Source organism: Desulfosporosinus sp. (assembly GCF_014237355.1).
Classification (GTDB): Bacteria; Bacillota; Desulfitobacteriia; order Desulfitobacteriales; family Desulfitobacteriaceae; genus Desulfosporosinus.
Map to the genome: position 1 here is coordinate 16,751 of NZ_JABZFS010000077.1, position 22,527 is coordinate 39,277.

Sequence of the window (22,527 nt, forward strand, 5' to 3'; positions counted from 1 at the left end):
CTTGCGATCGAGGAAAAAACTATTGACTAAAAGAAATGGGACGAGGAAACCTATCCCCAGTCCAAGGAAGGAGGTAACTATGACTCTAACCGATATTGCTTTTCAAAACCTGCGTCGGCGAAAAGGAAAGACGTTCTTTTTGTTGTTTACTTTTATATTAGTGGTTGGTATTACTATCATGCTGAATACCCTAGCTAAAAGCATGCAAGAGGATTTACAAAAAAGCTTGTCCCAATATGGAGCTAATGTTGTGATTACCCCCAAATCTGACCATTTTACGCTCAGTTACGGAGGTCTTTCCGTTCCCGGAGTTGATTATGAAGTTAATCATTTAGATTATGATACTTTAACCAAATTGAATAATAACCTTGATCTTAGGCTAAACGAAATTGCCCCCAAGATTGTTGGTACTGCCTCAGGAAAGATCAATCGCTATTTGATCCTCGGAGTGGATTTCCCCAGTGAACTGAAAATGAAGCCTTGGTGGCGAATAAACGGTCAATTGCCAAGGGAGCAAGAAGTGATTATTGGTTCAGACCTTGCCCAAAAAGAGAACCTAGTGATTGGGGATACTCTGGAACTAAATCGTCAAAGTTATCCTATTGTTGGGGTGATGCTAGAAACAGGCGGCTCAGAGGATAGTGGAGTGTTTACTAATTTTAAGACTGCTCGATGGATTACCGGAATCGATTCATGGTCCATAATCGAACTCAATACGGATCATCCCACTCAAGCTGCAGCCTACCTGAGCGAACTCTTACCTGAGGCTAAAGTTTCCGAAATTTCTCAACTAGTAGAGGGTGCTAAGGAGAGTGTTGATCGCTTTTCAAGCTTTTCCTTGATTACTTCGATATTACTTGGACTCATCGGTGTTCTAATCGTATGTGTTACAACAACAGGTAATATCAACGATCGTACGACGGAAATTGGTATCCTTCGAGCTATTGGTTTTCGCCAACAGCATATCCTTTCTATATTGATTCGAGAGATTTCCATAATAAGTCTTTGTGGAGGGGTCTTTGGATATCTTATAGGGATTTCACTCCCTACGATTCTTGCACCAATCACTTTCCAAAAATCATTGAGCCTTGAATTCAATCCTTTAGTCGCTTTGACGGTAATTAGCGCTTCTGTCATAATAGGAGTTGTCTCTATTCTTATTCCTGCTCAGCGAGCCATACAGTTAAATCCTTCAGAAGCACTTTCCTCGATTTAGATCTTTCCAACTGGACGACGACATATTAAGGCATAAACCCCCTAGCAGATATGTAAGCTAGCAATATAAGTTATAACGGGGTGAATTATGAAGACAAAGAATAAAGTGCTAATAGCACTAATAGTTACATTATTATCCCTTATAGCTTTGGCAATCCCTAGATACACTAGTCCCTCTGAATTTCACGCAACCAAACAACCAATGGTTGCTTTCCAAGAAGCACAGAAATCCGGCCAACCAGTCTTCTTAGAGTTCTATGCTAAATGGTGACCCAGCTGTAGGAGCATGGAGCCCGTGGTGCTGGCTCTCGAGAAAAAATATAGTGATATGGTCAACTTTATTATCGTTGATATTGATGACCCGCAAGGACAGGCTCTTGCTCGTCAATTTGACATTTACTATATCCCTGCCTTTTTTGTAATAGATCCACAGGGTCAAATTACCTACAGTGATACCGGACCACAGAATAAAACTGCCTTAGAAAATGCCCTCAATTCTGGCAATCCCAAATATAGCTGGAGCGAATCGTTCTTCAAAGAGACTCTCCCCCAAGCTTTGGCCAATGGCGGGTTAATCATCATACTTTTGGTTTTTTTAGGTGGATTAATGACTAGCTTAAGCCCTTGCATATTGTCCATGTTACCCGTCATGCTCGGTTATATCGGCGGTCTGGAAAAACCCTCTAAAACTAAGGGTTTTATCACGTCATTGTCCTTTGTCCTAGGCTTAGCCATTACCTTTGCTATTTTGGGAATAGTAGCCTCACTTTTAGGTAAGGCTTTTGGTCAGATCGGCCCTTTATGGACCTATATTATAGGTTTTCTCTCAATTGTCATGGGATTACAGTTAATTGGGGTACTGAATATCAATCTTCCAGGTTTACAGGCTATGCCCGAGAAAAAGGGCGGACTTTTCGGATCGTTTGGAGTGGGCTTATTATTCGGTCTTGTTGCTTCACCCTGTGCTACTCCCGTATTAGCTGTTCTGATGACGTATGTAGCAGGTCAAGGTATGCTTTGGTATGGTGCTTTATTACTCTTTGTCTATGGGCTTGGCCACGGGCTACCATTGATAATTGCGGGTACTTTTACAGCCGTTCTAAAAAGTTTACCCCGCTTACAAAAATGGGGCAACTATATTACGTTTCTAAGTGGTAGCTTACTCATAGTTTTGGGTTTATACTTCTTCATACGAACAGCTTAGCGATAAAGTTGCATTCTCATGATCAGAATGATTCTTCTGTTTTGTTTTTTCTCCAGTAACCATATTCTTTTCACTTTATAGTATATATAAAGTCGAGAAGGAGTTGATGAAAATTGTCGGTCTGCTACATGGGGTATCCAGAATTTCATCCGGGTAACAAAGTTGTATCTTTAGTCTTCCATCCACCGGAAATTCAAAGGGGAACGGAAGTTACCATTATTTCACCTCGCTTGGGTGACCTTTATGCCGTGCAATTACCTGATGGAGAACTTCATAGATGGTTTGCCGGAACTGAATTGCAGACAGTAAGTTCAAGCTCCATTTCGTGTATACCTTATAGATTAGGGGATTTAGTAAGAGTATTGAATGATCGGGGTCATCCGCCAAAGATTAAAAAGGGTATGATAGTTAAAATTGTTAAGGTTATTTCACAAATACCATTTTATGATTTAAAACTTGAGAATGGAAAATATCATCGTTGGCTTGCTGACTTTGAGATAGTGAGCCGCAATCTAATCCAATCATCGTAAAACCAGTACTACAGCGGGGTTCAGAACATTAGTATTTATAAAAGCAGCAGGAGTTTATCCTGCCGCTCTTATAGTTTCTTATTCAATTACTCTCTAAATCCAGCTTCCGACTTTGATACTCTGCCGAATCTATCTCTCCACGAGCATAGCGTTCACGAAGGATATCTATTGCAGCATGCTTACCTCCGCCCCCATTATGAGTATATGAGGTATTTCGACGAAATAGATAGATGCCCAGAATAATAATCCCGATTAGAAAGATGAGATGCATTCCCATCCCTGCCATTCCCATCATCCCATAGCCGCCGCTTCCATAACCACCATATCCCCAACCACCCATCATATTACCCCAGCCATTCATCATATTAATTCCTCCTTCAATTTATTTCTTTAAAAATAAATTTATATTCCCCTTCATCAATAAAGAAACCGTAATTTATTTCTTTTTAATGGATATTAGTTGCGTTTGTCCTGACAATTCTTGTTTCCGTTCAAGGTAATCTTTTCTATCAATCTCACCCCGTGCATAACGTGCATTCAATATATCCAGCGGCATATTGGTCTGAGATTGATAATCCTTGCAGCATGATCCTCTAGAACTGGATGGATTAAACATGTAATATGCAATAAAAGCCAATAGTATTAACCCAAACATCATCTATGTTCTCTCCTTTTCAATTAGTAACTCGAAGCCATGGCATTTCTACTTCCATTCATCATGAAGCCTTGTGAACCAGTCATTCCAGTACCGTTAGTCATCATTCTCCCTCCAGAATCCCGCATGTATTCGTTCATTCTATCTAGGTTTTCTTGCCCCATTTGAGCTTTAACCGCTGGATCTGAGTTCATGAATTCTTGCATCTTTTGAATATCTCCTGTTTGCATTGCTTCCTGCATTACCTGCGAATTATGAAGGCTTTGCATTTCCGTCGAATTCATAAGAGCTTGGTGTTGTTCCGTTGAAAATGTTTTTTGCATGTATCCGTGCATTTTACCAAACCATCCCTTCCCTTGTTGTTGGGTTGTTTCGGCTAAGGCCGGCAAAGCAATAAATACTACTGCTAATGTTGCTGTTCCTAAAATCGTAATTATTTTCTTACTTGATTTTTTCATACTATATTCCTCCCAATCACTTATTTTTTCTCAATCGTCAGGACTTCCTATGTCCTTAGTCTAACTCTTTAATACGATTAACTCATGAAAAAGTTGTGAATTTCTCATGAACACACAAGCAAGCAAGTGGCTACGGTCAATAACCTAAGCCACTTGCTTGTCTTTACTTATTTGAGCTCCTGCTGTGTAGTTTAAAGGTGAATCTGCGTGCCTTATAGAAGAACCCCTAGAGTGCCTAATTTTACCGGCTTCCAAGGATTCTTTATAAGGCAATAATCTAAGATTGTCCATTCCCTCGGCACTGTCTCTTCTCCAACTATTTCTGCTTGGCTCGTTTAAACACAATACTCAATAATATTCCTGATACTATTAGTACAATCCAGTTAATCATGATAGCTAGTACTTCAAATCTATACTCTCGGTTGATCCCGTATTGACCAGTAATTATTACTAACGACACTAATGTTAGAACAAAACATAATATAAACATCCAGCGAATCGATCGTTCTAACTTTGTAGACCTTGAAAAAACAGGATAAACACAAAAAAAGCCTAAACTCATAATTAAATAACCGATATCTTCAAGAGCAATAAACAGTCCGTGTGGGTTATACTGTGTCAATATTGAAATGCCATCGGTTTCTCCATTGATAATACTAGGCTGTATTACTGAGATCTGTATGAAGTAATTCATAATTAATATTGTCGCTGACATTATTGCAAAGGATAAACCGATTTGACTAAATATCTTTTTTTCATCAGCGGTATACTGATGAATGCAAACCATAAGTACTAGATAAACCATTGTTAACAAAATTGCGGGATACATCCAATAATAATCTCTTGGAAATCTATCGCCAATATCTAGAAATGGATATTGAAGACAAGCTTCCAAGCAGAACGGGCCAGATAACGGTGGAGTGAAAACTGCTATACTGAAGGTAACAACCGTTAACACAGTTGTGAGTATTGATGTATAGAACCCCAGTAAGTGTAGATTATCCTGTTTCAAGAAATCACTTCCTTTTTTATCATCTAGAAGTGGTCATATTGCTTAGCTTCAACCGAGGGCAAAGTTTACCGCACCAATTGCATGAACCAAGGTTGTATCATATAACGGCACCGTTGAGTCCTGTGATTTAACTAACAGGCCAATCTCAGTACAACCGAGGATGATTCCCTCCGCGCCGTGTTCTATTAAGTCCTCAATAATTCTTTTATAATTGGACCTCGATTCGTCATTTATTTTCCCTAAGCATAGTTCTTCGTAAATTACAGAATTTACAATTACTCGGTCAGTTTCCTTAGGTATCAGAACCTTTATGCCCTGTGCCTCTAAGCGTGATTTGTAAAAATCCTGTTCCATTGTGTAGCTTGTTCCCAACAATCCAATTGTTTTAACTCCCTGCGATAGAACCTCTCTCGCAGTGATATCAGCTATGTGAAGTAGCGGAATACTTATTCCCGCCTGGATCTCATCCGCAACTTTGTGCATTGTGTTAGTGCAAATAACAATAAATTCTGCCCCTGCTGCTTCAAGACTACGCGCTGCATCGGATAAACGTTGGGCAGCCTTATGCCATTCGCCATTTCTTTGATAGGACTCTACTTCCCCGAAGTCTACACTATACAGGACGCATTTTGCCGAGTGCAAACCTCCTAGCCTTTGCTTAACTTCTTGATTGATAATTCTGTAATATTCGGATGTTGATTCCCAACTCATCCCTCCGATTAAACCAATAGTCTTCATTGTTACCTCCAGTTCTATGGATTAGATATAGATTCCACATCGTCAGCTATACAATTCGTCGTTTAAATTAGGATTCCTTCCTTATCTGTAACTGATTAACACAATGTCTTTTTCTTACTACTTCCTGATTAGTACCAAAAAGGCGACCCATTCGGGTCGCCTTAAACATTATTTTTGCTGGCATTAGCCTAATCATTTATTGCTATACTTAAACTCAAGTATAATCGTCAATAACTCTGATGCACCATTTTAAGTTGTTGTCTACGAGCTACGATTGAAAGCGAATAATTCAAAACGAAATAGGTTGAAGCAATCATTCCAAAGACGGCAAAGAACTGACTCGTGGAACCGTATTGTCCTAAAATAATCATTCCTTTACCCGTCAGATCTTCCACACCCACAACCCATACAAAGGATGTGTCCTTAATGACCGTTATAAACTGTGATACTAATGGGGGAATCATCTTGTGCATAGCTTGTGGAAGAATGATATGCGTCAAGGTTTGACGATAGGAAAAACCCTGGGATTTAGCGGCTTCCCATTGTCCCTCATCAATGGAGGTTAACCCCCCTCGGACAATCTCAGCAATAATGGCCGAAGTAAAGACTGCAATTGCGACAATTCCAGAATTAATCGGTTTCATTGTGGTCATAAATCGGAAAACTAAAATAAAAAGGAGCATTGGTATGTTCCTAACACACTCTATATAGATTGCAGCGATTCTACCCAGAATTGGTTGTTTAGAGTAACGAGCAATGCCAAGAATTGTCCCAAAGACAAAACTAAGCAGAATAGCCATGACTGCAATATACAGTGTGGTCATAAGTCCTTGACCTAAAAAACGAATTAATTCAGGTTTAAAGACCTCTTGAATCATGCGGACACCCCCGTTTTACCTTCTAAGCGGCGTGTAAGAGTCGCTAAAGGCAAACAAAGGAGAAGATAAAGTAAACCAACGGCAACATAAGCTGGTCCGTAGTAGATATTCTCACTTGACCATGAGTCGGCACGATACATGAGATCACCGCCGGCGACCATGGCTAGAACCGATGTGTTTTTAATCAGATTAACTGCTTGATTAGTGAGCGGAGGTAAAACAATTCGGGAGGCCTGCGGCAAGATTACATGCCGCATAGCTCCCCAAAAACTAAATCCTTGAGATAAAGCTGCTTCCATTTGTCCCTTGTGGATCGATTCGATTCCAGCTCTAACGACTTCAGCTATATAAGCTCCATGATACACACCCACACCTAAGACACCCACTGTGAAGACCGGCAGCATAATGCCCATATGTGGCAGTCCATGATATAGAAAAAATACCTGAATTACAAGAGGTGTATTTTGAATGAATTCTACATAAACGCGACTCAATAACTTGGCGAGTTTCCACTGAGAAGTCCCTAAAACCCCAAACACGATCCCAAGTATAAGGGCTAATGTAAGAGAAAGGACAGCTACCATGATTGTAGTTTTAAACCCCTCAGCAAATACCGTCCAATCACGGAAAAGCGCTTCCCATTTAAACCAGGCAAAAGGACCAACCACTATTTAAGCCCCCACTTTTGTATCATTTTATCGAGTTCTCCGGATGTTTTCAACTCAGCAACCGTATCATTAACTAATTTAGCCAATCCGTCATTTCCCTTCTTAGAGGCAACTCCGTAATCCTGAGGACTGAAGCTATCATCCAATATGATCGTTGAATCGTCTAAATATCCAAATAGAATAGATCCGTCCACTGAGAAACAATCAACTCGGCCAGATACCAAGGCTGCCTTAATTTCCGGATAGGTACTATACTCAAGGAAGTTGACTTTTGCTCCAACTTTATCTGCCGCCTCTTGGATGGCTTTTTTACTGGTCGCGCTTTGAGCTACACCAATTTTTTTACCATCCAAATCTTTGAGACTTTTAATACCAGAATCCTTTTTAACCATTAATTTCACACCATCAGTAAAATATGAATCTGAGAAGTTGTAACTCTTTTTGCGTTCTTCTGTAACCGTAAAGGTTGCGATAACAAGATCTACATCCCCACTATCTAACAAAGGTCCGCGGGTTTTTGCTGTGACCGCCGTAGTTTCGATTTTTTCTTCTCCCAAAATCTCTTTAGAGATAACTTTGGCCAAATCGATTTCGAATCCGTCGACTACTTCTGTCTTAGGATCCTTATACCAAAACTTAGGAACATCCACTTTAACTCCTACTTTTAGAATACCACGGTCTTTAATGGCCTGAATATCTGCAGGCACTCCGCTGTTGCTTTTCTCTGGGGTAGCGGGTGTGGACCCACATCCAGTTACCAGGCCGGCAACTAACAATAGGCTCGTCAAAATCATACCAATCTTCTTCATAATTTATCCCCCTCTTCGAATCGTTTAGTCGCAGATTACCCGCGCTTCCATATTGAACACCTGAAATAAGGTATAAGCAGGCCGAATTTAAAGATTAGCGTAAAATTCGGCTTAAGAATGACTTGGTTCGTTCATGAGTAGGATTCTCAAAAAAGAGTTTGGGAGAATTCTCTTCCACGATTTGTCCATCATCCATGAAAATGACACGATCTGCAACCGTTTTGGCAAAACCCATCTCATGGGTGACAACAACCATAGTAATTCCCTCATGAGCTAAATCAACCATAACATCAAGCACTTCCTGGATCATTTCCGGATCTAGTGCGGATGTTGGCTCATCGAAGAGCATAATTTTTGGGCGCATTGCTAGGGCACGGGCAATGGCTACCCGTTGTTGCTGTCCACCAGAAAGTTGCGACGGATAGACTTTAGCTTTTTCCTTTAGCCCTACACGTTCTAGGAAAGCCATCCCTTCCTCTGCTGCTTCAGCCTGAGTCACTCCTTTAATTAGCGTAGGAGCAAGTGTCAAATTCTCCAGGACTGTTTTGTGAGGATAGAGATTAAATTGTTGAAAAACCATTGCTACGGATTGACGAACTTTAGCTACTAGTGCTTTATGAGCAGTAATCTCTACCCCGTCCACCGTTACTTTTCCAGAACTGGGCTTTTCTAAAAGGTTCATACAGCGAATTAATGTACTTTTGCCTGATCCACTGGGGCCAATGACCACCAATTTTTCTCCCGACTTTACCGTTAGATTAATATCTTTCAAAACATGCAAATGACCAAAATGTTTGTTTACCCCTTCAAGTTGAATCAAGCGGCTTCTCCTTCCACTACTTCTATTTTCTTCCTCAAAAATTTCCTAAAGTTTGTCAGTTATGTTAACTCTTATTCGTCTCTTATAAAAAAATTCCTCTATTAATGTTAAAGTATAATGTATACACTGGATTAAGGTTGACAAAAACTTAAACTTGTTCTAAACTATAAAACGAGCTGACATTGAGATCGCGCAATGGCGCGACATAAAATCGGAGAAAGCATTTGCATATGGAACTCATGTTTGTGAACGATATTTATTGTAAACGAGCATGTGGTGCAGATGAACCCGTAACAAGAGAGGGACGACTTATTGTCGCCCCTCTTGTTTTTAATATATGTACTTTCTGACCAGTACGCAAAAAACAGCGTCGGTTTTCCTTTCCCCGTTACGCTGCCTCTCTTTTGCATCTATATCGTTAAATATCCGCAAGCCCTAAACTTATTTCAATCGCTTGGTCCACCCTTAACATTACTTCTTCATCTAAAACAGCCACTTTTTCTTTAAGTCGACTTTTATCAATCGTCCGAATCTGCTCAGTTAGTATGACCGAATCCCGTTCCAACCCGCTGCGTTTTGCCCTTACTTCCACGTGAGTCGGTAATTTTGCTTTCGCAATCTGTGAAGTGATCGCGGCAATAATTGTCGTCGGACTAAATTGATTCCCTATGTCGTTTTGAATGACGAGGACAGGACGAGTCCCCCCTTGTTCTGAGCCGACGACGGGGTTAAGCTCTGCGTAGTAGATTTCCCCGCGTTTTATCATCATCTCTGATACGCCACCATCGTTTCTTCATAATACTCTAATACCTCTTGTTCTGTTGAAAATAATTCTCTGGCTATCGATAAATTCAGTTGCGCCATCTCTAGGTACCCTTTACGCATCTGCTCATGGATTCCTTTCTTACGGCGTTCGTGAAGGATGCTATTCAATGCTTCTCGAATAAATTCGCTACGATTACGCTTTTCAACTGTAACGATCCCATCTACCTCCGCAAGCAAACTTTCTGGTAAACTTATCATAATTCGCTTACTTTCTGCCACATTAGCACCCCCAAGTCATTTAGCTAAAGCTATACTCTATTATAGACAGTAATCCAAAAAAGTGTCAACGAATTCGATAGGTAAATAAACCTAAACCCCATGAAAACCAAGTTAATTGGCCATGTAAATTATGGCAAGAGGTCATTATACTCCAAAATTTAATGAAAGCATCGTTCATTAATGATAGTATATCAGTATATCACTGATGATATACTGATTTTTTGTTCCGATTCAATTATAGCACTGATTTTAGGCTTGCTTCAACAGTCTTTGGACCATGGCCGTATGCGCTAGTTCCTCCAAGTGATCATCAAGTTCCCTTAGACTATTGTCTAATCCACGCCTTTTGGCAGCTAATTCTAAGAGCAAATCAGCAAAGTGGGGATTCTTGGGAAGAAGCGGTCCGTGCAAATACGTACCGAAAACGTTCAGGTAACGTACCCCTTCTCCGCTATCCTCACCGTTGTTTCCATGACCAAATAGGACGTTACCCAGAGGGCTAGCTTTTTCGCCCAAATGAGTTTTGCCTGAGTGATTCTCAAACCCAACCAATGTCTTGAATTTGCAGGGCTTATCGCCTAGTATTTTCTCACTTAGATCCACAACCACATTTCCAATCAAACGCCTTTCTCCTGCAATGGTCCATACATCTAAAATACCTAATCCATCTATTCTTTCGCCATTCGACATTTGATAGTATTTCCCCAACATTTGGTAACCACCACAAATACATAGTACTACGAGCCCATTCTCAATAGCCCTTCTAAGTTCTTTTTCCCGACGCATAAGATCTTGAACCAGTAAACCTTGTTCACGGTCAGAACCTCCGCCAATAAATAAAATATCCATTCCCATAAAGTTCAAGTCTTCATCCAGGGAGGCTTGCTGAATAACGGGTTCAATTCCCCGCCATCGACAACGAGCCGCTAGGGCTATAATGTTACCTCTATCTCCATAAAGGTCAAGTAAATCTGGATATAGATGGCAAATAGTCAGTTTCATGCCCTCGCCTCCTCCCCACGATCCTTCGTCCCCATATTTGTTGACCCTGCACTCTTTTGATTTTCTAGGATCTCTCGCAGTGGGAAGAGCAAAGTATACGTCGGTAATACAAACCAAGTCTCCCCTTCAACCTTATCAGACTTCAAACGATCAAGAGCTCCCACCAAACTGTGTTCTATAACAAGTTTCTGTATAGATACTCCCGCATATTTGAGCCTTAGGGCTATATCTTCTGCTCGCAGACCTGTACACACCACTTTCTGTATACGTGCCTCATGTATGCCTAATCGTTCAAAATTCACATCCCAGAGCCAGGAAATGTCCCGACCATCAGCAGCTAGATCATTGATTCCGATAATAATTCCTAGGGGCTTATCAACACCAATCATTGTCTGAATAACTTGATCAAACCCTGTCGGGTTTTTAACGAGGGTTAAGGTGATTTCCCCTTGCGGCAAACGGAAACGTTCCATCCGCCCTGCTTGGGGTATAAACATACGTAGTCCTTTTTCGATAACTCGATCATTCAACCCTAGCTCTCGAGCCGCTGTAAGAGCAGCCAAGGCATTGTATAGATTATAGTATCCTTGCAAAGCTATGGTAAAGAGAACCCCATCCACCTGAAACAGGAGCAACTCTTCATTCGTATGAACATCATTTGCCAGTATTTTAGGCTCCGGACGATGAAATCCGCACCCGGAGCACTTGAATATTCCTAATTGCCCGTAATGAAACAGTGAGTAATCTAGAACTGTACCGCATTCAGGACAAAATCTCGCTTCCCGTGTTTCCTGACTCTCACATCGGCTATCCGGAGTCCGCTCCACTCCATAATAAATTGTACTAATATGGTTTGTCCCAAATTGTGCAACTAAAGGGTCATCCCCGTTTAATACCAGAACAGTTTCTTTAGGCAGAGACCCTTTAACCATACGAACGGTTGTATCTAATTCTCCATAACGATCGAGTTGATCACGAAAAAAGTTAGTAACAATTGCTAAACTGGGAGCTACCTGTTCACAAAACTTAGGAACTGTCGCTTCATCCACTTCTAGCAAAGCTAACCTCGCTCGTGATAAGCCCTTCCAGCCTGTATTCTGAATCAAGGCTCCTGTAATTCCAGTTACCAAATTCGCCCCGGCCTGATTAAAAGCAAAGTTTTTTTCAGATTGACGTAAAATATTTGCTAGTAAATTTGCGGTTGTTGTTTTCCCATTGGTCCCAGTAACCATAATAATTCCTTCATTATAGGCCACACTCAAGTGGTGCATGATCAAGGGATCAATCCAATTCGCGATCTTTCCCGGTAAGGTTGTCCCCTTTTTCCCTGTCACTAACAACCCCATAGTTATTATCTTACCCGCCCATAAGGCCAGCCAAAAACGCCATGTTCGCTTCATGTTTACTCCTTCAAATCCTTGTCTTATCCATTGTAGCATTCTTATATGTATTATCAACCAAAAATCGTATAAAACAAACCTATCTTTACAAAATGTCATCCTGAGCGATAGCGAAGGATCTAGATCCTTCGCTATCGCTCAGGACATAGCGCTTAAGTTGCTTTCCTAGCAATTCTTCACGAGCTGCCGTACCACGATAAACGAAGCACACTGGCATAGGGGTCTAATAATACCATTGTACCATGAAGCTAAAATAGGATTTTTTATTTCGAAAGACCCCCTCCAGATTCTGAAGGGGGTCTTTGTTAATATGCAGTTTCTAATTTCTGGATTGTTTAAAACGCCTTGAACCCATTAATGCTTTTGTTAACAACTAAATCCAGTATTGGCCCAACCACAAAACTTAAGAAAAGTCTAAACCCCTCCGCTAAGACAAGCGTTACACCTATACGAAGTAGTAAACGCCCCCAACGGGACGTGGAACGATGTAGGATACCCTCATAATCAAGGGCTCCGGCAGCACCCCATCCGAGCACTAGGCACAGTATAAAGAAACCATAACTTATCCAAGTGGTTAAATCAAACATGGCCATGGCTCACCCTCCTTGTCACAATTTATGTGACAATATAGGGTTTTATGCTTCGTTTGAATCAATATAAACACGAGGAACTCTCTTGGAAATTCCACAAACCACTTCATAGCTAATGGTTCCCATCCAGTCAGCCATTTCACTAGCTGTTAACAGTTCATCTCCATCCTTCCCCAAAATAGTCACAATGTCCCCCACGTTTACTCCAGGAATCTTAGTCACTTCCAGCATCGTCTGGTCCATACAGATCCGGCCAATGATCGTCGAACGTCTCCCATGGATCAACATTTCCCCATGATTAGAAAGAACTCTGCGTAACCCATCAGCATACCCAACTGGGACAGTCGCAACTTGTGTTGGGTAGGCCGCTTGAAATGTACGCCCATAACTCACAGTTTCCCCTGTACCAATGGTTTTTACATGTGACACTTTCGCTTTCCAGGACATGACAGGTTTCAAACCAACATTTCCGCCAATCTGGGATGATGGAGTTAGTCCGTAGAGACTAATACCCAAACGAACAAGCTCAAAATGGGATTCCGGAAATTGGATAATCGCCGCACTGTTAGCAGCATGCCGAATCGGTATAATCAACCCAGCCCTTTGGAGCTCATCATAAATACCTTGAAAACATTTTAACTGCCCTCGGGCAAAGGATAGATCTCTCTGATCAGAGGTAGCGAAGTGTGTAAAAATACCTTCTATAAATATATTAGGTAATTTTGCTATTTCCAAAATAACCGGAATGTCTGCTTCTTTAAATCCAATTCGTCCCATACCCGTATCTACTTTTATATGCAACCTAGCCGTTAGTTTTTGTCTCACTGCCGCCTCGGAAAGCGCTTTTGCCTGAGATAATCTAAAAACCGTTGGTATTATCCCTTCTTTAACGAAACGATCCGAATCTTCCTCTTCATTAGCCCCAAGGACCATGACCGTTACTTCTGGAAAAGCTTCTTTAATGTCTAGGGCTTCTTGTAAGAGGGCAACACCAAAACGCTGTGCGCCACAGGCAATGAGCGTTTTAACCACTGGAATCGCTCCATGTCCATAGGCATCAGCCTTAACGATAGGCATTATTTCACTTTGGGTATGCGTCTGGAGCTTAGAATAATTTTCTCTAAGTGTTTGCAAATTTACTTCAGCCCAAACCGATCTCCTCCCCATAGCCCTATCCCCTCTTTCCCTCTAAGCCCTTAACCTCCAAAAAACGACGAACCTTTGGCAAATGATCCGCTACTTCTGAGGCTGTAAAACCAGACCAACCAAACTCTACTGCTAATTCATCCGCAGCTTTTCCGTGTAAATATACCCCTAAACACGCTGCTTCAAGGGGGGGCACTCCTTGGGCCAACCAGGCAAGAATACTCCCAGTGAGAACATCCCCCGTCCCCCCAGTGCCAAGTCCAGGATTTCCTGTTGGGTTGAAAAAGGCACGACCGTCTGGAGAAGCAATAATAGTTACGGAACCCTTTAGAACAATGACCGCTTCCCACTCAACTGCTTTTGCTACGGCAATGTCCAACCGATTGCCTTCAATATCCTCGATGCTGCATTGGCAGAGTCGAGCCATTTCACCCGGATGGGGAGTAAGAATCAATGGTCCACGACCATTTCTTAAACTTAACACACCTGGTTTTAACCCTATTAAATTCAGAGCATCTGCATCTAAGACCACTGGGCAGCTAAGATTCCTCAATATTTCTTCTAGCACTTGAATAAATTGTGAATTCTGGGATAAGCCCGGACCTATAGCAATGGCTTGAGCCTTCTCGGATTGCTTTAGAATTACCGGCCAAGCTTCTTCATTTAGCCAATCCTCTCCAGGCGCAGACCAAACCGTTGCCTCTGTGACACTTGAATCCACTTCGTTTGCAATCCCCTGAGGAGTAACAATTTGTAAAAGTCCAATACCACTTCGCAAAGCTCCCCGACCAGCCAGTACGGTTGCTCCACTCATACCTTTAGATCCTGCAACAAGAATACCTTTTCCATGAGTTCCTTTATGCCCTTTAAGTTGGCGAATTGGAATCAGGCCTCGAATATCATCATCCATCAACACAAAGGTTGAGATTCCTTCTTCCATTAAGTAGGATTCCGGAATAGAGATAGGATCAACGACGACTCTTCCACAATACTCTGGACCCTCACCGAGAAAAAGACCCCACTTAGGAAGCCCAAAGGTAACTGTCGTTTGGGCACAAACCGCAGTTCGATAAACTTTTCCGGTATTAGCCTCAACTCCACTAGGAATATCAATGGATATCACCCAGCCAGGAGTACGGTTGACTTCGTCCACATAGTCTTCAACTAAACTAGGCAAAGCTCCACGCATTCCGATTCCAAAAAGTGCATCTACAACGATATCGGCCTGCGCTAAAGCTAAACGTGTTAAACGACGTTGCTTTTCCCCTTCGATGACAAACAGTTTACCAATGGTACCGTGAAAAAGCCTTAAGTTTAAAGCAGCATCCCCTTTTAGTTCCTCTAGTGGAGCAAATACTAAGACCGTCACATCCATACCCTGAAGTACTAAATGCCGAGCAACAGCCAACCCATCTCCGCCGTTATTTCCCTTCCCGACTAGAACAACTGCCTTCCTACCACTTAATCCTTCTTTTCCTATTTTAGGGAGACAACGCCGTATTTCTTCGACGACTGCCCAGGCTGCATTTTCCATAAGGAGCAAACTTGGAATACCATAATGATGAATGGCTTTTTCTTCAATTTGCCGCATCTGTTCTGCATTGACCACACGCACTTTCTCCACCTCAGTTCAATAGTTTAAGACAGAATTGCAAACGCCATGGCCTGGGTTCGATTGTGGGATAAACTTACTCGGACTAGGGATCCACCCCTAGCACGAACCCGATCCATAGCAATCGAGCTGAGATAAACTAACGGCTCTCCACTAAGATCACTCAAAATTTCTATATCGTGCCAGGATACCCCACGTAAACCTGCCCCCAATGTTTTCAGAATCGCTTCTTTACCGGCGAAACGGGCTGCATAACTTTGAATACTTTTTCCGGCCAAAGCCTCTAGCTCTCGCGCAGTGAAAAGACGCTCAGATAGTCTAGGTTGGCGTCTAAAGGCCTGTTCCACTCGTTGTATCTCAATAATATCAATCCCTGGATGCATTTTGCTTACCCCACCAAAAGAATAGACCTTAATTTCTGTTGCCCCTCTGCAGAGCCTGCTACTAGTAAGACATCTTCCCCACGAAGGACAAGACTAGCGTCCGGTGAAAACTGTTCTAACCCATCTCTTACCACTGCAACAATCGTTGCCCCAGTACGCTCTCGAACCTTTAATTCCCGCAACGTTTTGCCAATAGCGGGAGAGGTCTTCCCTATTTCAATTTCGCCGACATCCAACCAACGAGACATTAACCTATCAGTGTAACCTAGAAACTTGTTAAGATGACTTTCAATCTTTAGATCCGTTTCGCGCCTTTGATCCATAAGCTTTTTAAGATCTTCAACAAAGACTTGAATTTCTCCTTTTTGATCAAAGGACTTAACAAACTTTTCTGCCATGGCTTTTGACGTTACAGTTATACCTATGCCTTGGCTTACCATAACCACACCGACATTTTGCAAAACTGCAATAGCCCGGCGAATAGTTTCTGGAGATACGTTATACCGCCCCGCTAACGTCGAACGACCATGAATTTTAACCCCCTCATGATATTCTCCCATCATGATGGCGTGAGCTATATCAAGAGCAATTTCCTGATACCGAGCCTTTTCCAACCAATCCAACCCCTTATCTATATCGAGAATTCCATACTATTATAACATAGCCAAATCTAAGTGACATCATGCTCTTGACAGGTAACAACTCTTATGTTAGTATAAGGTTGTTAGTAAAAATAAAATCCTTATGCTAGCTGAATTTCCAAAAGGAAAACGGGGGAACCACTTTTAGGGGTGAATCGCCAGATGGCGAAGAGCAGTTTCAGCTCTAACCCGACAGCTAACCTCGTAAGCGTTGAAACACGGAAGCGTGATGTTTTACGTTTTTCTTTGGGAACCGACACTTTAGATTGGTTCTTTTTTGTTTTCAAAAACTACTTGACCACTCCTACTAACTACAAAAAAGCAAGCATAATGGAGCAAATTTACTTTGGAAACAATTAAGGAGGGATATATATGGCTGTCGAACTTCAAGAACGTTCGAATACCTTTCGACAATTCGCACTAAAGCGAGCAGTTGAGCTTAAACAAATGGTTACACCTTATATAAATAATTCCAGAACCATTCCAACCGGGCTATCCCTTTCGAAAGTCTACGAATCCCGTCGTGCAAATATACTAAGCTACTTTGGTGCAACACTTGAAGACTGGGAAAATTGGCACTGGCAAATGGCCAATAGAATTACAGACCCCGATGCCTTGATTGCTCTGCTTCCTGGCTTAACCTCAGATCAATGTGAAGAAATTGAACGTGTTGGTAAAACATTTCGTTGGGCCGTATCCCCTTATTATTTAAGTTTGATGAGTGATACGGATTCCTTGGATCCAATACGACTGCAAGGATTGCCTACTATAGCTGAACTTGACGAAGACTTTGGAGAAGAAGACCCTATGGGAGAAGGTATCACGTCTCCTGCTCCTGGCATTACAAGGCGATACCCTGACCGCTTAATTATCAACGTCACTAATATGTGTGCTATGTACTGCCGACACTGCCAGCGCAGGCGTAATATCGGAGAAACCGATACCCATACACCACGAACTCAGCTTAAGGCTGCACTCGATTATATTCGAGCAAACCCTGAGATTCGAGACGTCTTAGTAACCGGAGGAGATGCCTTACTGCTAAGTGATCTAACCCTAGATTGGCTGCTTGGAGAACTCCACGCTATTCCTCACGTTGAAATCAAACGGCTTGGGACAAGGGCCCCCGTAACTCTGCCAATGCGCATTACGGATGAATTATGCTCAATACTTGCAAAATATCCGCCGCTCTATATTAATACACAATTCAATCACCCCAAAGAAGTCACTGAAGACGCCAAAAAAGCGGCTGACAGACTAATTTCAGCCGGAGTGGTTTTAGGGAATCAAGCAGTTTTACTCAAAGGAATAAATCATCAACCAGAGGTTATGAAGAAGCTTAATCAGGAGCTCCTTAAAATCAGGGTTCGTCCTTACTATATATTTCATGCTAAAAATGTTAAGGGTACACGTCATTTTGTTCCTCGCATTCAAGATGGACTTGCCGTAATGGATCAATTGCGAGGGTATACTTCTGGACTTGCTGTGCCAACCTATATTATTAATGCCCCTAAGGGCGGAGGCAAGACACCCATATTACCCCAATACCTTATGGACCTTAATGAAAACAAAGCAGTTTTGCGTACTTGGGAAGGAAAGCTTGTCCAGTACGAAACACCGTAAATCAGGATGATTCAAACGTTATCTAGGAGGAGAGTGCGATATGAAGGAACGTCTTAATAATGACCAAATTGCACAACGGATTATTCAAACAAATTCAGATATCAAGCGTTACTTGAATTTAGCACCGGGCTTCAAACCTCTGCCGACCCAACCTAACACTAAAAACGACTATTATAGTATACCCATGTCTCAAACAATGTCTCCACGGCCTATCCTTAGGCCATGACTTCTTCTCCTTCTCTATTTAGCGATCCTTAGGATCGCTATTTTTTTGCCCATTTTCCTTGCCATGTGTCCCGTCGTTCTAACTCTGCATCAATGGCATTAAGGACCTCCCACTTTTTTCTGCTCCAAAGGGGCCCAATAAGATCCTCTGGAGGACCATCTCCTGTCAACCGATGAATCACCATCTCTGGTGGTAGGATTTCCAGAATATCAACGACTAAGGAGACATAGTCTTCCTTCGTCATGAGTTCAAAAGGCTTCTGCTCATACATTTTTGCTAAGGGGGTTCCTCGTAGCACATGCAACAAATGAAGTTTAATTCCCTGAATCGGTAGACTGGCCACTGCCTGTGCTGTTTCCAACATCTCTGCTTTTGATTCGCCTGGTAACCCCAGAATTATATGAGCACAAACCCGTATTCCTCTGGACCGTAATTGATCAAGTCCCTCGAGGAACTGAGAATAATTATGCCCTCTTTTGATCCAATCCATGGTTCGATCATGTTTACTTTGCAAGCCTAGCTCTACCCATAAATAGGTCCGCTGATTTAGTTCTTCTAGGTAATCCAGCACATCCTCAGGCAAGCAGTCCGGCCTTGTTGATATGGATAACCCAATCACGTTCTCCTCAGTCAATGCCTTTTCATAAACCTCACGTAACCTATGTACCGAGGCATAGGTATTGGTATAAGCTTGAAAATAAGCTAGATATTTAGCACTAGGCCATTTTTTCTTCATCCGTTCGGCTACTTGATTAAATTGATCATGCAGGGATAACCTCTGATCCCCGGCAAAGTCCCCCGATCCCCGCTCGCTGCAATAGACGCACCCGCTCCAGCCCAACCTTCCATCACGATTCGGGCAAGTAAATCCAGCATCTAAGGAGACCTTAAAGACTTTCTCTCCAAATCGGTAACGCAGGTGTTCATTAAATGTATGATATCGTTTCTTTTGCATAATTTGCATCCATTCTTTGTAGTTACAGAGATAATATTACCATATAGAGTGGGTATTGCAAGGTTGAGTCACTTCCCGACCAGTTCGAAGAAGGAGTTTTCCAACAACTGATAGAATGACCATCTAAGGAGGTGTCATAATGTATAGTTCATTACTGAAAAGCTTGCCCTTCCCCCCTCGCGTCCCCTTAATGAGTGGACCTACGCCCCTGCAAAAAAGTCGCCTCTCATGGGGAGAAGATGCACTATATTGGAAACGAGACGACCTGACCCTTTATGGCCTAGGGGGAAACAAACTACGCAAACTGGAATTTTTGATGGCTGAAGCACTTAATCAGAAAGCGGACCTCATAATCACTTCGGGAGCGCCTCAGTCGAACCACGCTCGACTCACAGCCGTTGTTTCTGCAATGTTAAAGCTTCCATCCGTGCTTGTTATTCCAGGAACTCCCCCCACAGAATGGGGTGGCAACCTGATTTTAGACCGCTTAGCCGGGGCAGAAATCATAGCCTGTGGTGAAGAACCTCTTGAGCAGGCTGTAAAACGCATATCCTCTGAAAAAAGGTCTAAAGGATACTATCCCTATACCATCCCTCTAGGTGGGTCCAATACTCTAGGATCCCTTGGATATTTTCTAGCTTTCTTTGAACTTCTTACCCAGGCAGAAGAGCAAGGATGGACTCCTAATTTACTTGTCTGTTCAGTTGGGAGTGCAGGAACTCTAGCCGGATTAGTCGCCGCAAACGCCCTTCTCCCTCAACCCCTTCGCTTATTAGGAGTAAATGTGGTCCAAAGTTCGGATCAACTGCATAGGCAAGTTGAGCAACTAGCTACAGAGGTTTTAGAACTCTTACACATTCCTCGTTCTCTCCCGCCCTTCGAAATTACGACTGATTTTATTGGGTCGGGTTATGGCTCCGCTACTCCCGAGTCTTCTAAGGTCATCATAGAGTGCTTTAGAACAGACGGTATCCTATTTGATCCTGTCTATACTTCCAAAGGGGTTGCCGCAGTTAAACACTTAATGCAATACAAAAACCGAGAATTCCCTGAGTCCATCGTCTTCTGGCATACCGGAGGTGGGCCAGCTATCTTTGATCAGCACTACTATACGGAACTTCTAGGTCACGCCTGATAAAGCTCGAGTTTTTCCCCGCTCGGACCCCTGAAGAAGAAATTATACCGACCTTCCCCCAATGACATGGGCTCAGAAGTCGTCAATTCTACCTGATGGTCTCTTAAGTGTTCAATGGCTTTAATAATATCCGGTACTCTGATCGCCAGGTGATTGACAACCCCGTCTTCGAACTGGCGACCATCGACGACTTCCACCAGTTCTATAATCGTACCCCCTAATTCCAGAAAGGCTAATTCTACCTCTCCCGGTTTAATTCGGTGTAAAAATTTAAAACCAAGGACCTCTATGTAAAACTGAATTGCCCTTTCCATTTCCAAGGCTTTAATTCCTATGTGCTCAACTCCTGTAAATAGGGTGTTGGTTTCCATCTCTATCCCTGCCTTCTCCTTGTCTTTTTCTCATTCTTTCTCAATATGATTATACGAATATGCCCTAAATATCCATATACCTGCCCTATGCCTAAGCACAGATATACAACATTTTTTTATCCTCCAATTTGAATACCGCTTTTCCCCTAGTTTTTTTGTAAGGCTTCTAACTCTAATAGTCTTTGCTTAATCTCTACCCCTCCGGCATACCCTGTCAAACTTCCGCTCTTACCAATCACTCGATGGCAAGGCACTACAACCCCGATGGGATTTCGATTATTAGCCATCCCCACTGCTCTCTGCCCCTTAGGATTACCCACCTTTTCGGCAATATCACTATAGCTGCGTGTCTCTCCGTAGGGAATTCGCAAAAGCTCTTCCCATACTTTAAGCTGAAAAGGTGTACCAAGTTGATGGAGAGGAATGGTAAAGTCCTGGCGTTTCCCCGTAAAATATTCCTGTAGCTGTTGAATAGACTCAATATTTGGTCCTCGCTTGCGCATTAAGAAACGTTCGGGAAATTGGCGGGACGTCCAGGTTCGAAAGGACTGCTCTTCCTCAACCGACTGTCCAAGTCCTAACCAACATAATCCCACTGTGGTCGATGCTACCGTTACCATAACCTCTAAGTCTTTGATCATAACAAGCTCAGTCCAAAAAGTAAGGGGTTGGGCTGTCCATAGTTCCTGAATAGAATACTTGATAAGTTCACCAGATTGATAGATTTCGATTATACTTGAATCACTTTTTAAACGCTGATCAAGGTCGACAGGTACGCTCCACTTAGGACCATCTTCTTTATAGAGAGGGAACCCATTGTCAGGAGTCCGCATCAATGCATAGATTAGCGCCGCTAAACCACGTGCAAATGGCTGCTCAGATTCTAGGAAAGGCCTGATCCTCTCTTCAAGAGGATCTACTAATTGGGGAGCGTTCTGGGCTAGTTGTGCTAGTCCCCACAAAGCACCATCACTTAAGCTTTCATCGACCAACAGCCCGGAAAGCATCCAATTGAAATGCCCACAGGTTTTGGGACAATGAGTTAATAGACTCCCTATAGCCTCTGAAGCATTCCAAGCGGTTCCCCCGGATTCATCGTTAAGCATCCAAAAATAGCGGCGCACGAGATTTACGGCGAAATTCTCATCTTCAAGCTCAATTTTTCGAGCGATAAACCCTAAGGCCTCTACTGCACGCCAGAATTCAAGCCCATCCTTAACGTATATTCTTGTCATAAATTGTCGATAGACGTTTCTATGTTGTTTTTCCTTTGCCCAAACACCCAGTTGCATCCAATCCCGTTTCTCTAATACCCGTTGCACATCTCTTTTCGTAGGCATTGGATCACCCTCTCTGTTTTTAATTTTTCCTTATTAATAATAATATTATCACAATTCAATAGGATTTGTAAT

At 42.4% G+C, this 22,527-nt stretch carries 27 protein-coding genes and 1 riboswitch; of the genes, 6 read left to right on the forward strand and 21 right to left on the reverse strand.

Features of this window, described 5'->3' with window-relative positions; genetic code table 11:
- Window positions 1-79 precede the first annotated feature (79 nt).
- The 3 genes from HGJ98_RS18365 to HGJ98_RS18380 all read left to right on the forward strand — a co-directional run bounded on the left by HGJ98_RS18365 (window position 80) and on the right by HGJ98_RS18380 (window position 2,949).
- Complete coding sequence (locus HGJ98_RS18365; RefSeq protein ID WP_291353158.1) at window positions 80-1,216, forward strand: FtsX-like permease family protein; 1,137 nt, start codon at window positions 80-82, stop codon at window positions 1,214-1,216.
- Between the two features lie 87 nt (window positions 1,217-1,303).
- Window positions 1,304-2,419 carry a cytochrome c biogenesis protein CcdA gene (locus tag HGJ98_RS18375; RefSeq protein ID WP_367142746.1) on the forward strand — a complete coding sequence of 372 codons (1,116 nt, stop codon included), beginning with the start codon at window positions 1,304-1,306 and terminating at the stop codon, window positions 2,417-2,419.
- Window positions 2,420-2,532: 113 nt separating this feature from the next.
- Window positions 2,533-2,949 carry a hypothetical protein gene (locus HGJ98_RS18380; protein WP_291353161.1) on the forward strand — a complete coding sequence of 139 codons (417 nt, stop codon included), beginning with the start codon at window positions 2,533-2,535 and terminating at the stop codon, window positions 2,947-2,949.
- Between the two features lie 82 nt (window positions 2,950-3,031).
- Here the strand turns inward: HGJ98_RS18380 and HGJ98_RS18385 are convergent, their stop codons facing one another.
- The 18 genes from HGJ98_RS18385 to HGJ98_RS18470 form a co-directional block, all read right to left on the reverse strand.
- Window positions 3,032-3,313 (reverse strand): SHOCT domain-containing protein, encoded by a 282-nt coding sequence (locus HGJ98_RS18385; protein ID WP_291353162.1) that lies wholly within the window; start codon window positions 3,311-3,313, stop codon window positions 3,032-3,034.
- 72 nt (window positions 3,314-3,385) lie between these two features.
- Window positions 3,386-3,607, reverse strand: a complete 222-nt coding sequence (locus HGJ98_RS18390) for an SHOCT domain-containing protein (protein WP_291353163.1) — start codon at window positions 3,605-3,607, stop codon at window positions 3,386-3,388.
- A gap of 20 nt (window positions 3,608-3,627) precedes the next feature.
- On the reverse strand, window positions 3,628-4,062 hold the full coding sequence (locus HGJ98_RS18395; RefSeq protein ID WP_291353164.1) for a hypothetical protein: 435 nt from the start codon (window positions 4,060-4,062) through the stop codon (window positions 3,628-3,630).
- Window positions 4,063-4,378: 316 nt separating this feature from the next.
- Window positions 4,379-5,074 (reverse strand): hypothetical protein, encoded by a 696-nt coding sequence (locus tag HGJ98_RS18400; RefSeq protein WP_291353165.1) that lies wholly within the window; start codon window positions 5,072-5,074, stop codon window positions 4,379-4,381.
- Between the two features lie 48 nt (window positions 5,075-5,122).
- Window positions 5,123-5,812 carry an aspartate/glutamate racemase family protein gene (locus HGJ98_RS18405; protein WP_291353166.1) on the reverse strand — a complete coding sequence of 230 codons (690 nt, stop codon included), beginning with the start codon at window positions 5,810-5,812 and terminating at the stop codon, window positions 5,123-5,125.
- 227 nt (window positions 5,813-6,039) lie between these two features.
- Window positions 6,040-6,690 carry an amino acid ABC transporter permease gene (locus tag HGJ98_RS18410; RefSeq protein WP_291353167.1) on the reverse strand — a complete coding sequence of 217 codons (651 nt, stop codon included), beginning with the start codon at window positions 6,688-6,690 and terminating at the stop codon, window positions 6,040-6,042.
- The gene (locus HGJ98_RS18415) at window positions 6,687-7,358 is read right to left on the reverse strand and encodes an amino acid ABC transporter permease (RefSeq protein ID WP_291353168.1); all 672 of its coding nucleotides are present in this window, start codon (window positions 7,356-7,358) and stop codon (window positions 6,687-6,689) included. Before HGJ98_RS18415 ends, HGJ98_RS18410 begins: the two co-directional genes overlap by 4 nt.
- Complete coding sequence (locus HGJ98_RS18420) at window positions 7,358-8,167, reverse strand: transporter substrate-binding domain-containing protein (protein WP_291353169.1); 810 nt, start codon at window positions 8,165-8,167, stop codon at window positions 7,358-7,360. Before HGJ98_RS18420 ends, HGJ98_RS18415 begins: the two co-directional genes overlap by 1 nt.
- A gap of 94 nt (window positions 8,168-8,261) precedes the next feature.
- Window positions 8,262-8,987 carry an amino acid ABC transporter ATP-binding protein gene (locus HGJ98_RS18425; RefSeq protein ID WP_291353170.1) on the reverse strand — a complete coding sequence of 242 codons (726 nt, stop codon included), beginning with the start codon at window positions 8,985-8,987 and terminating at the stop codon, window positions 8,262-8,264.
- 418 nt (window positions 8,988-9,405) lie between these two features.
- Entirely contained in the window at window positions 9,406-9,756 is a 351-nt protein-coding gene (locus tag HGJ98_RS18430; protein WP_007778968.1) for a type II toxin-antitoxin system PemK/MazF family toxin, read from the reverse strand.
- The gene (locus tag HGJ98_RS18435; protein ID WP_007778956.1) at window positions 9,753-10,031 is read right to left on the reverse strand and encodes a CopG family ribbon-helix-helix protein; all 279 of its coding nucleotides are present in this window, start codon (window positions 10,029-10,031) and stop codon (window positions 9,753-9,755) included. The genes HGJ98_RS18430 and HGJ98_RS18435 overlap by 4 nt, the downstream gene beginning before the upstream one ends.
- A 249-nt stretch (window positions 10,032-10,280) precedes the next feature.
- Window positions 10,281-11,033 (reverse strand): glutamine amidotransferase, encoded by a 753-nt coding sequence (locus HGJ98_RS18440; protein ID WP_291353171.1) that lies wholly within the window; start codon window positions 11,031-11,033, stop codon window positions 10,281-10,283.
- The gene (locus HGJ98_RS18445) at window positions 11,030-12,433 is read right to left on the reverse strand and encodes a Mur ligase family protein (protein WP_291353172.1); all 1,404 of its coding nucleotides are present in this window, start codon (window positions 12,431-12,433) and stop codon (window positions 11,030-11,032) included. Before HGJ98_RS18445 ends, HGJ98_RS18440 begins: the two co-directional genes overlap by 4 nt.
- A 335-nt stretch (window positions 12,434-12,768) precedes the next feature.
- A complete protein-coding gene (locus tag HGJ98_RS18450) occupies window positions 12,769-13,026 on the reverse strand; it encodes a hypothetical protein (protein ID WP_291353173.1) in 258 nt (85 codons plus the stop codon).
- Window positions 13,027-13,068: 42 nt separating this feature from the next.
- Complete coding sequence (gene alr / locus HGJ98_RS18455) at window positions 13,069-14,190, reverse strand: alanine racemase (protein WP_291353174.1); 1,122 nt, start codon at window positions 14,188-14,190, stop codon at window positions 13,069-13,071.
- Between the two features lie 4 nt (window positions 14,191-14,194).
- Window positions 14,195-15,784, reverse strand: a complete 1,590-nt coding sequence (locus HGJ98_RS18460; protein ID WP_291353175.1) for an NAD(P)H-hydrate dehydratase — start codon at window positions 15,782-15,784, stop codon at window positions 14,195-14,197.
- Window positions 15,785-15,807: 23 nt separating this feature from the next.
- Complete coding sequence (acpS, locus tag HGJ98_RS18465; protein ID WP_291353176.1) at window positions 15,808-16,164, reverse strand: holo-ACP synthase; 357 nt, start codon at window positions 16,162-16,164, stop codon at window positions 15,808-15,810.
- A 5-nt stretch (window positions 16,165-16,169) separates the two neighbouring features.
- The gene (locus tag HGJ98_RS18470) at window positions 16,170-16,778 is read right to left on the reverse strand and encodes a TrkA C-terminal domain-containing protein (protein WP_291353177.1); all 609 of its coding nucleotides are present in this window, start codon (window positions 16,776-16,778) and stop codon (window positions 16,170-16,172) included.
- Between the two features lie 125 nt (window positions 16,779-16,903).
- A riboswitch (cyclic di-AMP (ydaO/yuaA leader) is annotated at window positions 16,904-17,031 on the forward strand.
- Window positions 17,032-17,177: 146 nt separating this feature from the next.
- Between HGJ98_RS18470 and eam the strand changes: the two genes are divergently transcribed.
- The gene (eam, locus tag HGJ98_RS18475) at window positions 17,178-18,428 is read left to right on the forward strand and encodes a glutamate 2,3-aminomutase (RefSeq protein ID WP_291353178.1); all 1,251 of its coding nucleotides are present in this window, start codon (window positions 17,178-17,180) and stop codon (window positions 18,426-18,428) included.
- Window positions 18,429-18,468: 40 nt separating this feature from the next.
- Window positions 18,469-18,654, forward strand: coding sequence for a hypothetical protein (locus tag HGJ98_RS18480; protein WP_291353179.1), 186 nt, complete (start codon window positions 18,469-18,471; stop codon window positions 18,652-18,654).
- 37 nt (window positions 18,655-18,691) lie between these two features.
- On the opposite strand, the gene HGJ98_RS18485 is transcribed toward HGJ98_RS18480, so the two are convergent.
- On the reverse strand, window positions 18,692-19,609 hold the full coding sequence (locus HGJ98_RS18485; protein WP_291353180.1) for a TIGR01212 family radical SAM protein: 918 nt from the start codon (window positions 19,607-19,609) through the stop codon (window positions 18,692-18,694).
- Window positions 19,610-19,748: 139 nt separating this feature from the next.
- Here HGJ98_RS18485 and HGJ98_RS18490 point away from each other — a divergent pair, with 139 nt between their 5' ends.
- Window positions 19,749-20,744 carry a D-cysteine desulfhydrase family protein gene (locus HGJ98_RS18490; RefSeq protein WP_291353181.1) on the forward strand — a complete coding sequence of 332 codons (996 nt, stop codon included), beginning with the start codon at window positions 19,749-19,751 and terminating at the stop codon, window positions 20,742-20,744.
- Here the strand turns inward: HGJ98_RS18490 and HGJ98_RS18495 are convergent.
- Together HGJ98_RS18495 and HGJ98_RS18500 are read right to left on the reverse strand one after the other, a co-directional pair.
- Window positions 20,735-21,115 carry a VOC family protein gene (locus HGJ98_RS18495; protein WP_291353182.1) on the reverse strand — a complete coding sequence of 127 codons (381 nt, stop codon included), beginning with the start codon at window positions 21,113-21,115 and terminating at the stop codon, window positions 20,735-20,737. The two genes, HGJ98_RS18490 and HGJ98_RS18495, sit on opposite strands and share 10 nt — an antisense overlap.
- 146 nt (window positions 21,116-21,261) lie before the next feature.
- Window positions 21,262-22,455: a DVU0298 family protein gene (locus HGJ98_RS18500; protein ID WP_291353183.1), complete on the reverse strand. Its 1,194-nt coding sequence runs from the start codon at window positions 22,453-22,455 to the stop codon at window positions 21,262-21,264.
- Between the last annotated feature and the right edge of the window lie 72 nt (window positions 22,456-22,527).

Excerpts from the sequence above, each read along its gene's own strand:
- alr (WP_291353174.1), bottom strand. The coding sequence starts at position 14,190 with ATGGGGAGGAGATCGGTTTGGGCTGAAGTAAATTTGCAAACACTTAGA.
- HGJ98_RS18410 (WP_291353167.1), bottom strand. The coding sequence starts at position 6,690 with ATGATTCAAGAGGTCTTTAAACCTGAATTAATTCGTTTTTTAGGTCAA.
- HGJ98_RS18420 (WP_291353169.1), bottom strand. The coding sequence starts at position 8,167 with ATGAAGAAGATTGGTATGATTTTGACGAGCCTATTGTTAGTTGCCGGC.
- acpS (WP_291353176.1), bottom strand. The coding sequence starts at position 16,164 with ATGCATCCAGGGATTGATATTATTGAGATACAACGAGTGGAACAGGCC.
- HGJ98_RS18450 (WP_291353173.1), bottom strand. The coding sequence starts at position 13,026 with ATGGCCATGTTTGATTTAACCACTTGGATAAGTTATGGTTTCTTTATA.
- HGJ98_RS18485 (WP_291353180.1), bottom strand. The coding sequence starts at position 19,609 with ATGCAAAAGAAACGATATCATACATTTAATGAACACCTGCGTTACCGA.
- HGJ98_RS18405 (WP_291353166.1), bottom strand. The coding sequence starts at position 5,812 with ATGAAGACTATTGGTTTAATCGGAGGGATGAGTTGGGAATCAACATCC.
- HGJ98_RS18440 (WP_291353171.1), bottom strand. The coding sequence starts at position 11,033 with ATGAAACTGACTATTTGCCATCTATATCCAGATTTACTTGACCTTTAT.
- HGJ98_RS18395 (WP_291353164.1), bottom strand. The coding sequence starts at position 4,062 with ATGAAAAAATCAAGTAAGAAAATAATTACGATTTTAGGAACAGCAACA.
- HGJ98_RS18390 (WP_291353163.1), bottom strand. The coding sequence starts at position 3,607 with ATGATGTTTGGGTTAATACTATTGGCTTTTATTGCATATTACATGTTT.
- HGJ98_RS18365 (WP_291353158.1), top strand. The coding sequence starts at position 80 with ATGACTCTAACCGATATTGCTTTTCAAAACCTGCGTCGGCGAAAAGGA.
- HGJ98_RS18430 (WP_007778968.1), bottom strand. The coding sequence starts at position 9,756 with ATGATGATAAAACGCGGGGAAATCTACTACGCAGAGCTTAACCCCGTC.
- HGJ98_RS18490 (WP_291353181.1), top strand. The coding sequence starts at position 19,749 with ATGTATAGTTCATTACTGAAAAGCTTGCCCTTCCCCCCTCGCGTCCCC.
- HGJ98_RS18385 (WP_291353162.1), bottom strand. The coding sequence starts at position 3,313 with ATGATGAATGGCTGGGGTAATATGATGGGTGGTTGGGGATATGGTGGT.
- HGJ98_RS18495 (WP_291353182.1), bottom strand. The coding sequence starts at position 21,115 with ATGGAAACCAACACCCTATTTACAGGAGTTGAGCACATAGGAATTAAA.
- eam (WP_291353178.1), top strand. The coding sequence starts at position 17,178 with ATGGCTGTCGAACTTCAAGAACGTTCGAATACCTTTCGACAATTCGCA.
- HGJ98_RS18500 (WP_291353183.1), bottom strand. The coding sequence starts at position 22,455 with ATGCCTACGAAAAGAGATGTGCAACGGGTATTAGAGAAACGGGATTGG.
- HGJ98_RS18445 (WP_291353172.1), bottom strand. The coding sequence starts at position 12,433 with ATGAAGCGAACATGGCGTTTTTGGCTGGCCTTATGGGCGGGTAAGATA.
- HGJ98_RS18480 (WP_291353179.1), top strand. The coding sequence starts at position 18,469 with ATGAAGGAACGTCTTAATAATGACCAAATTGCACAACGGATTATTCAA.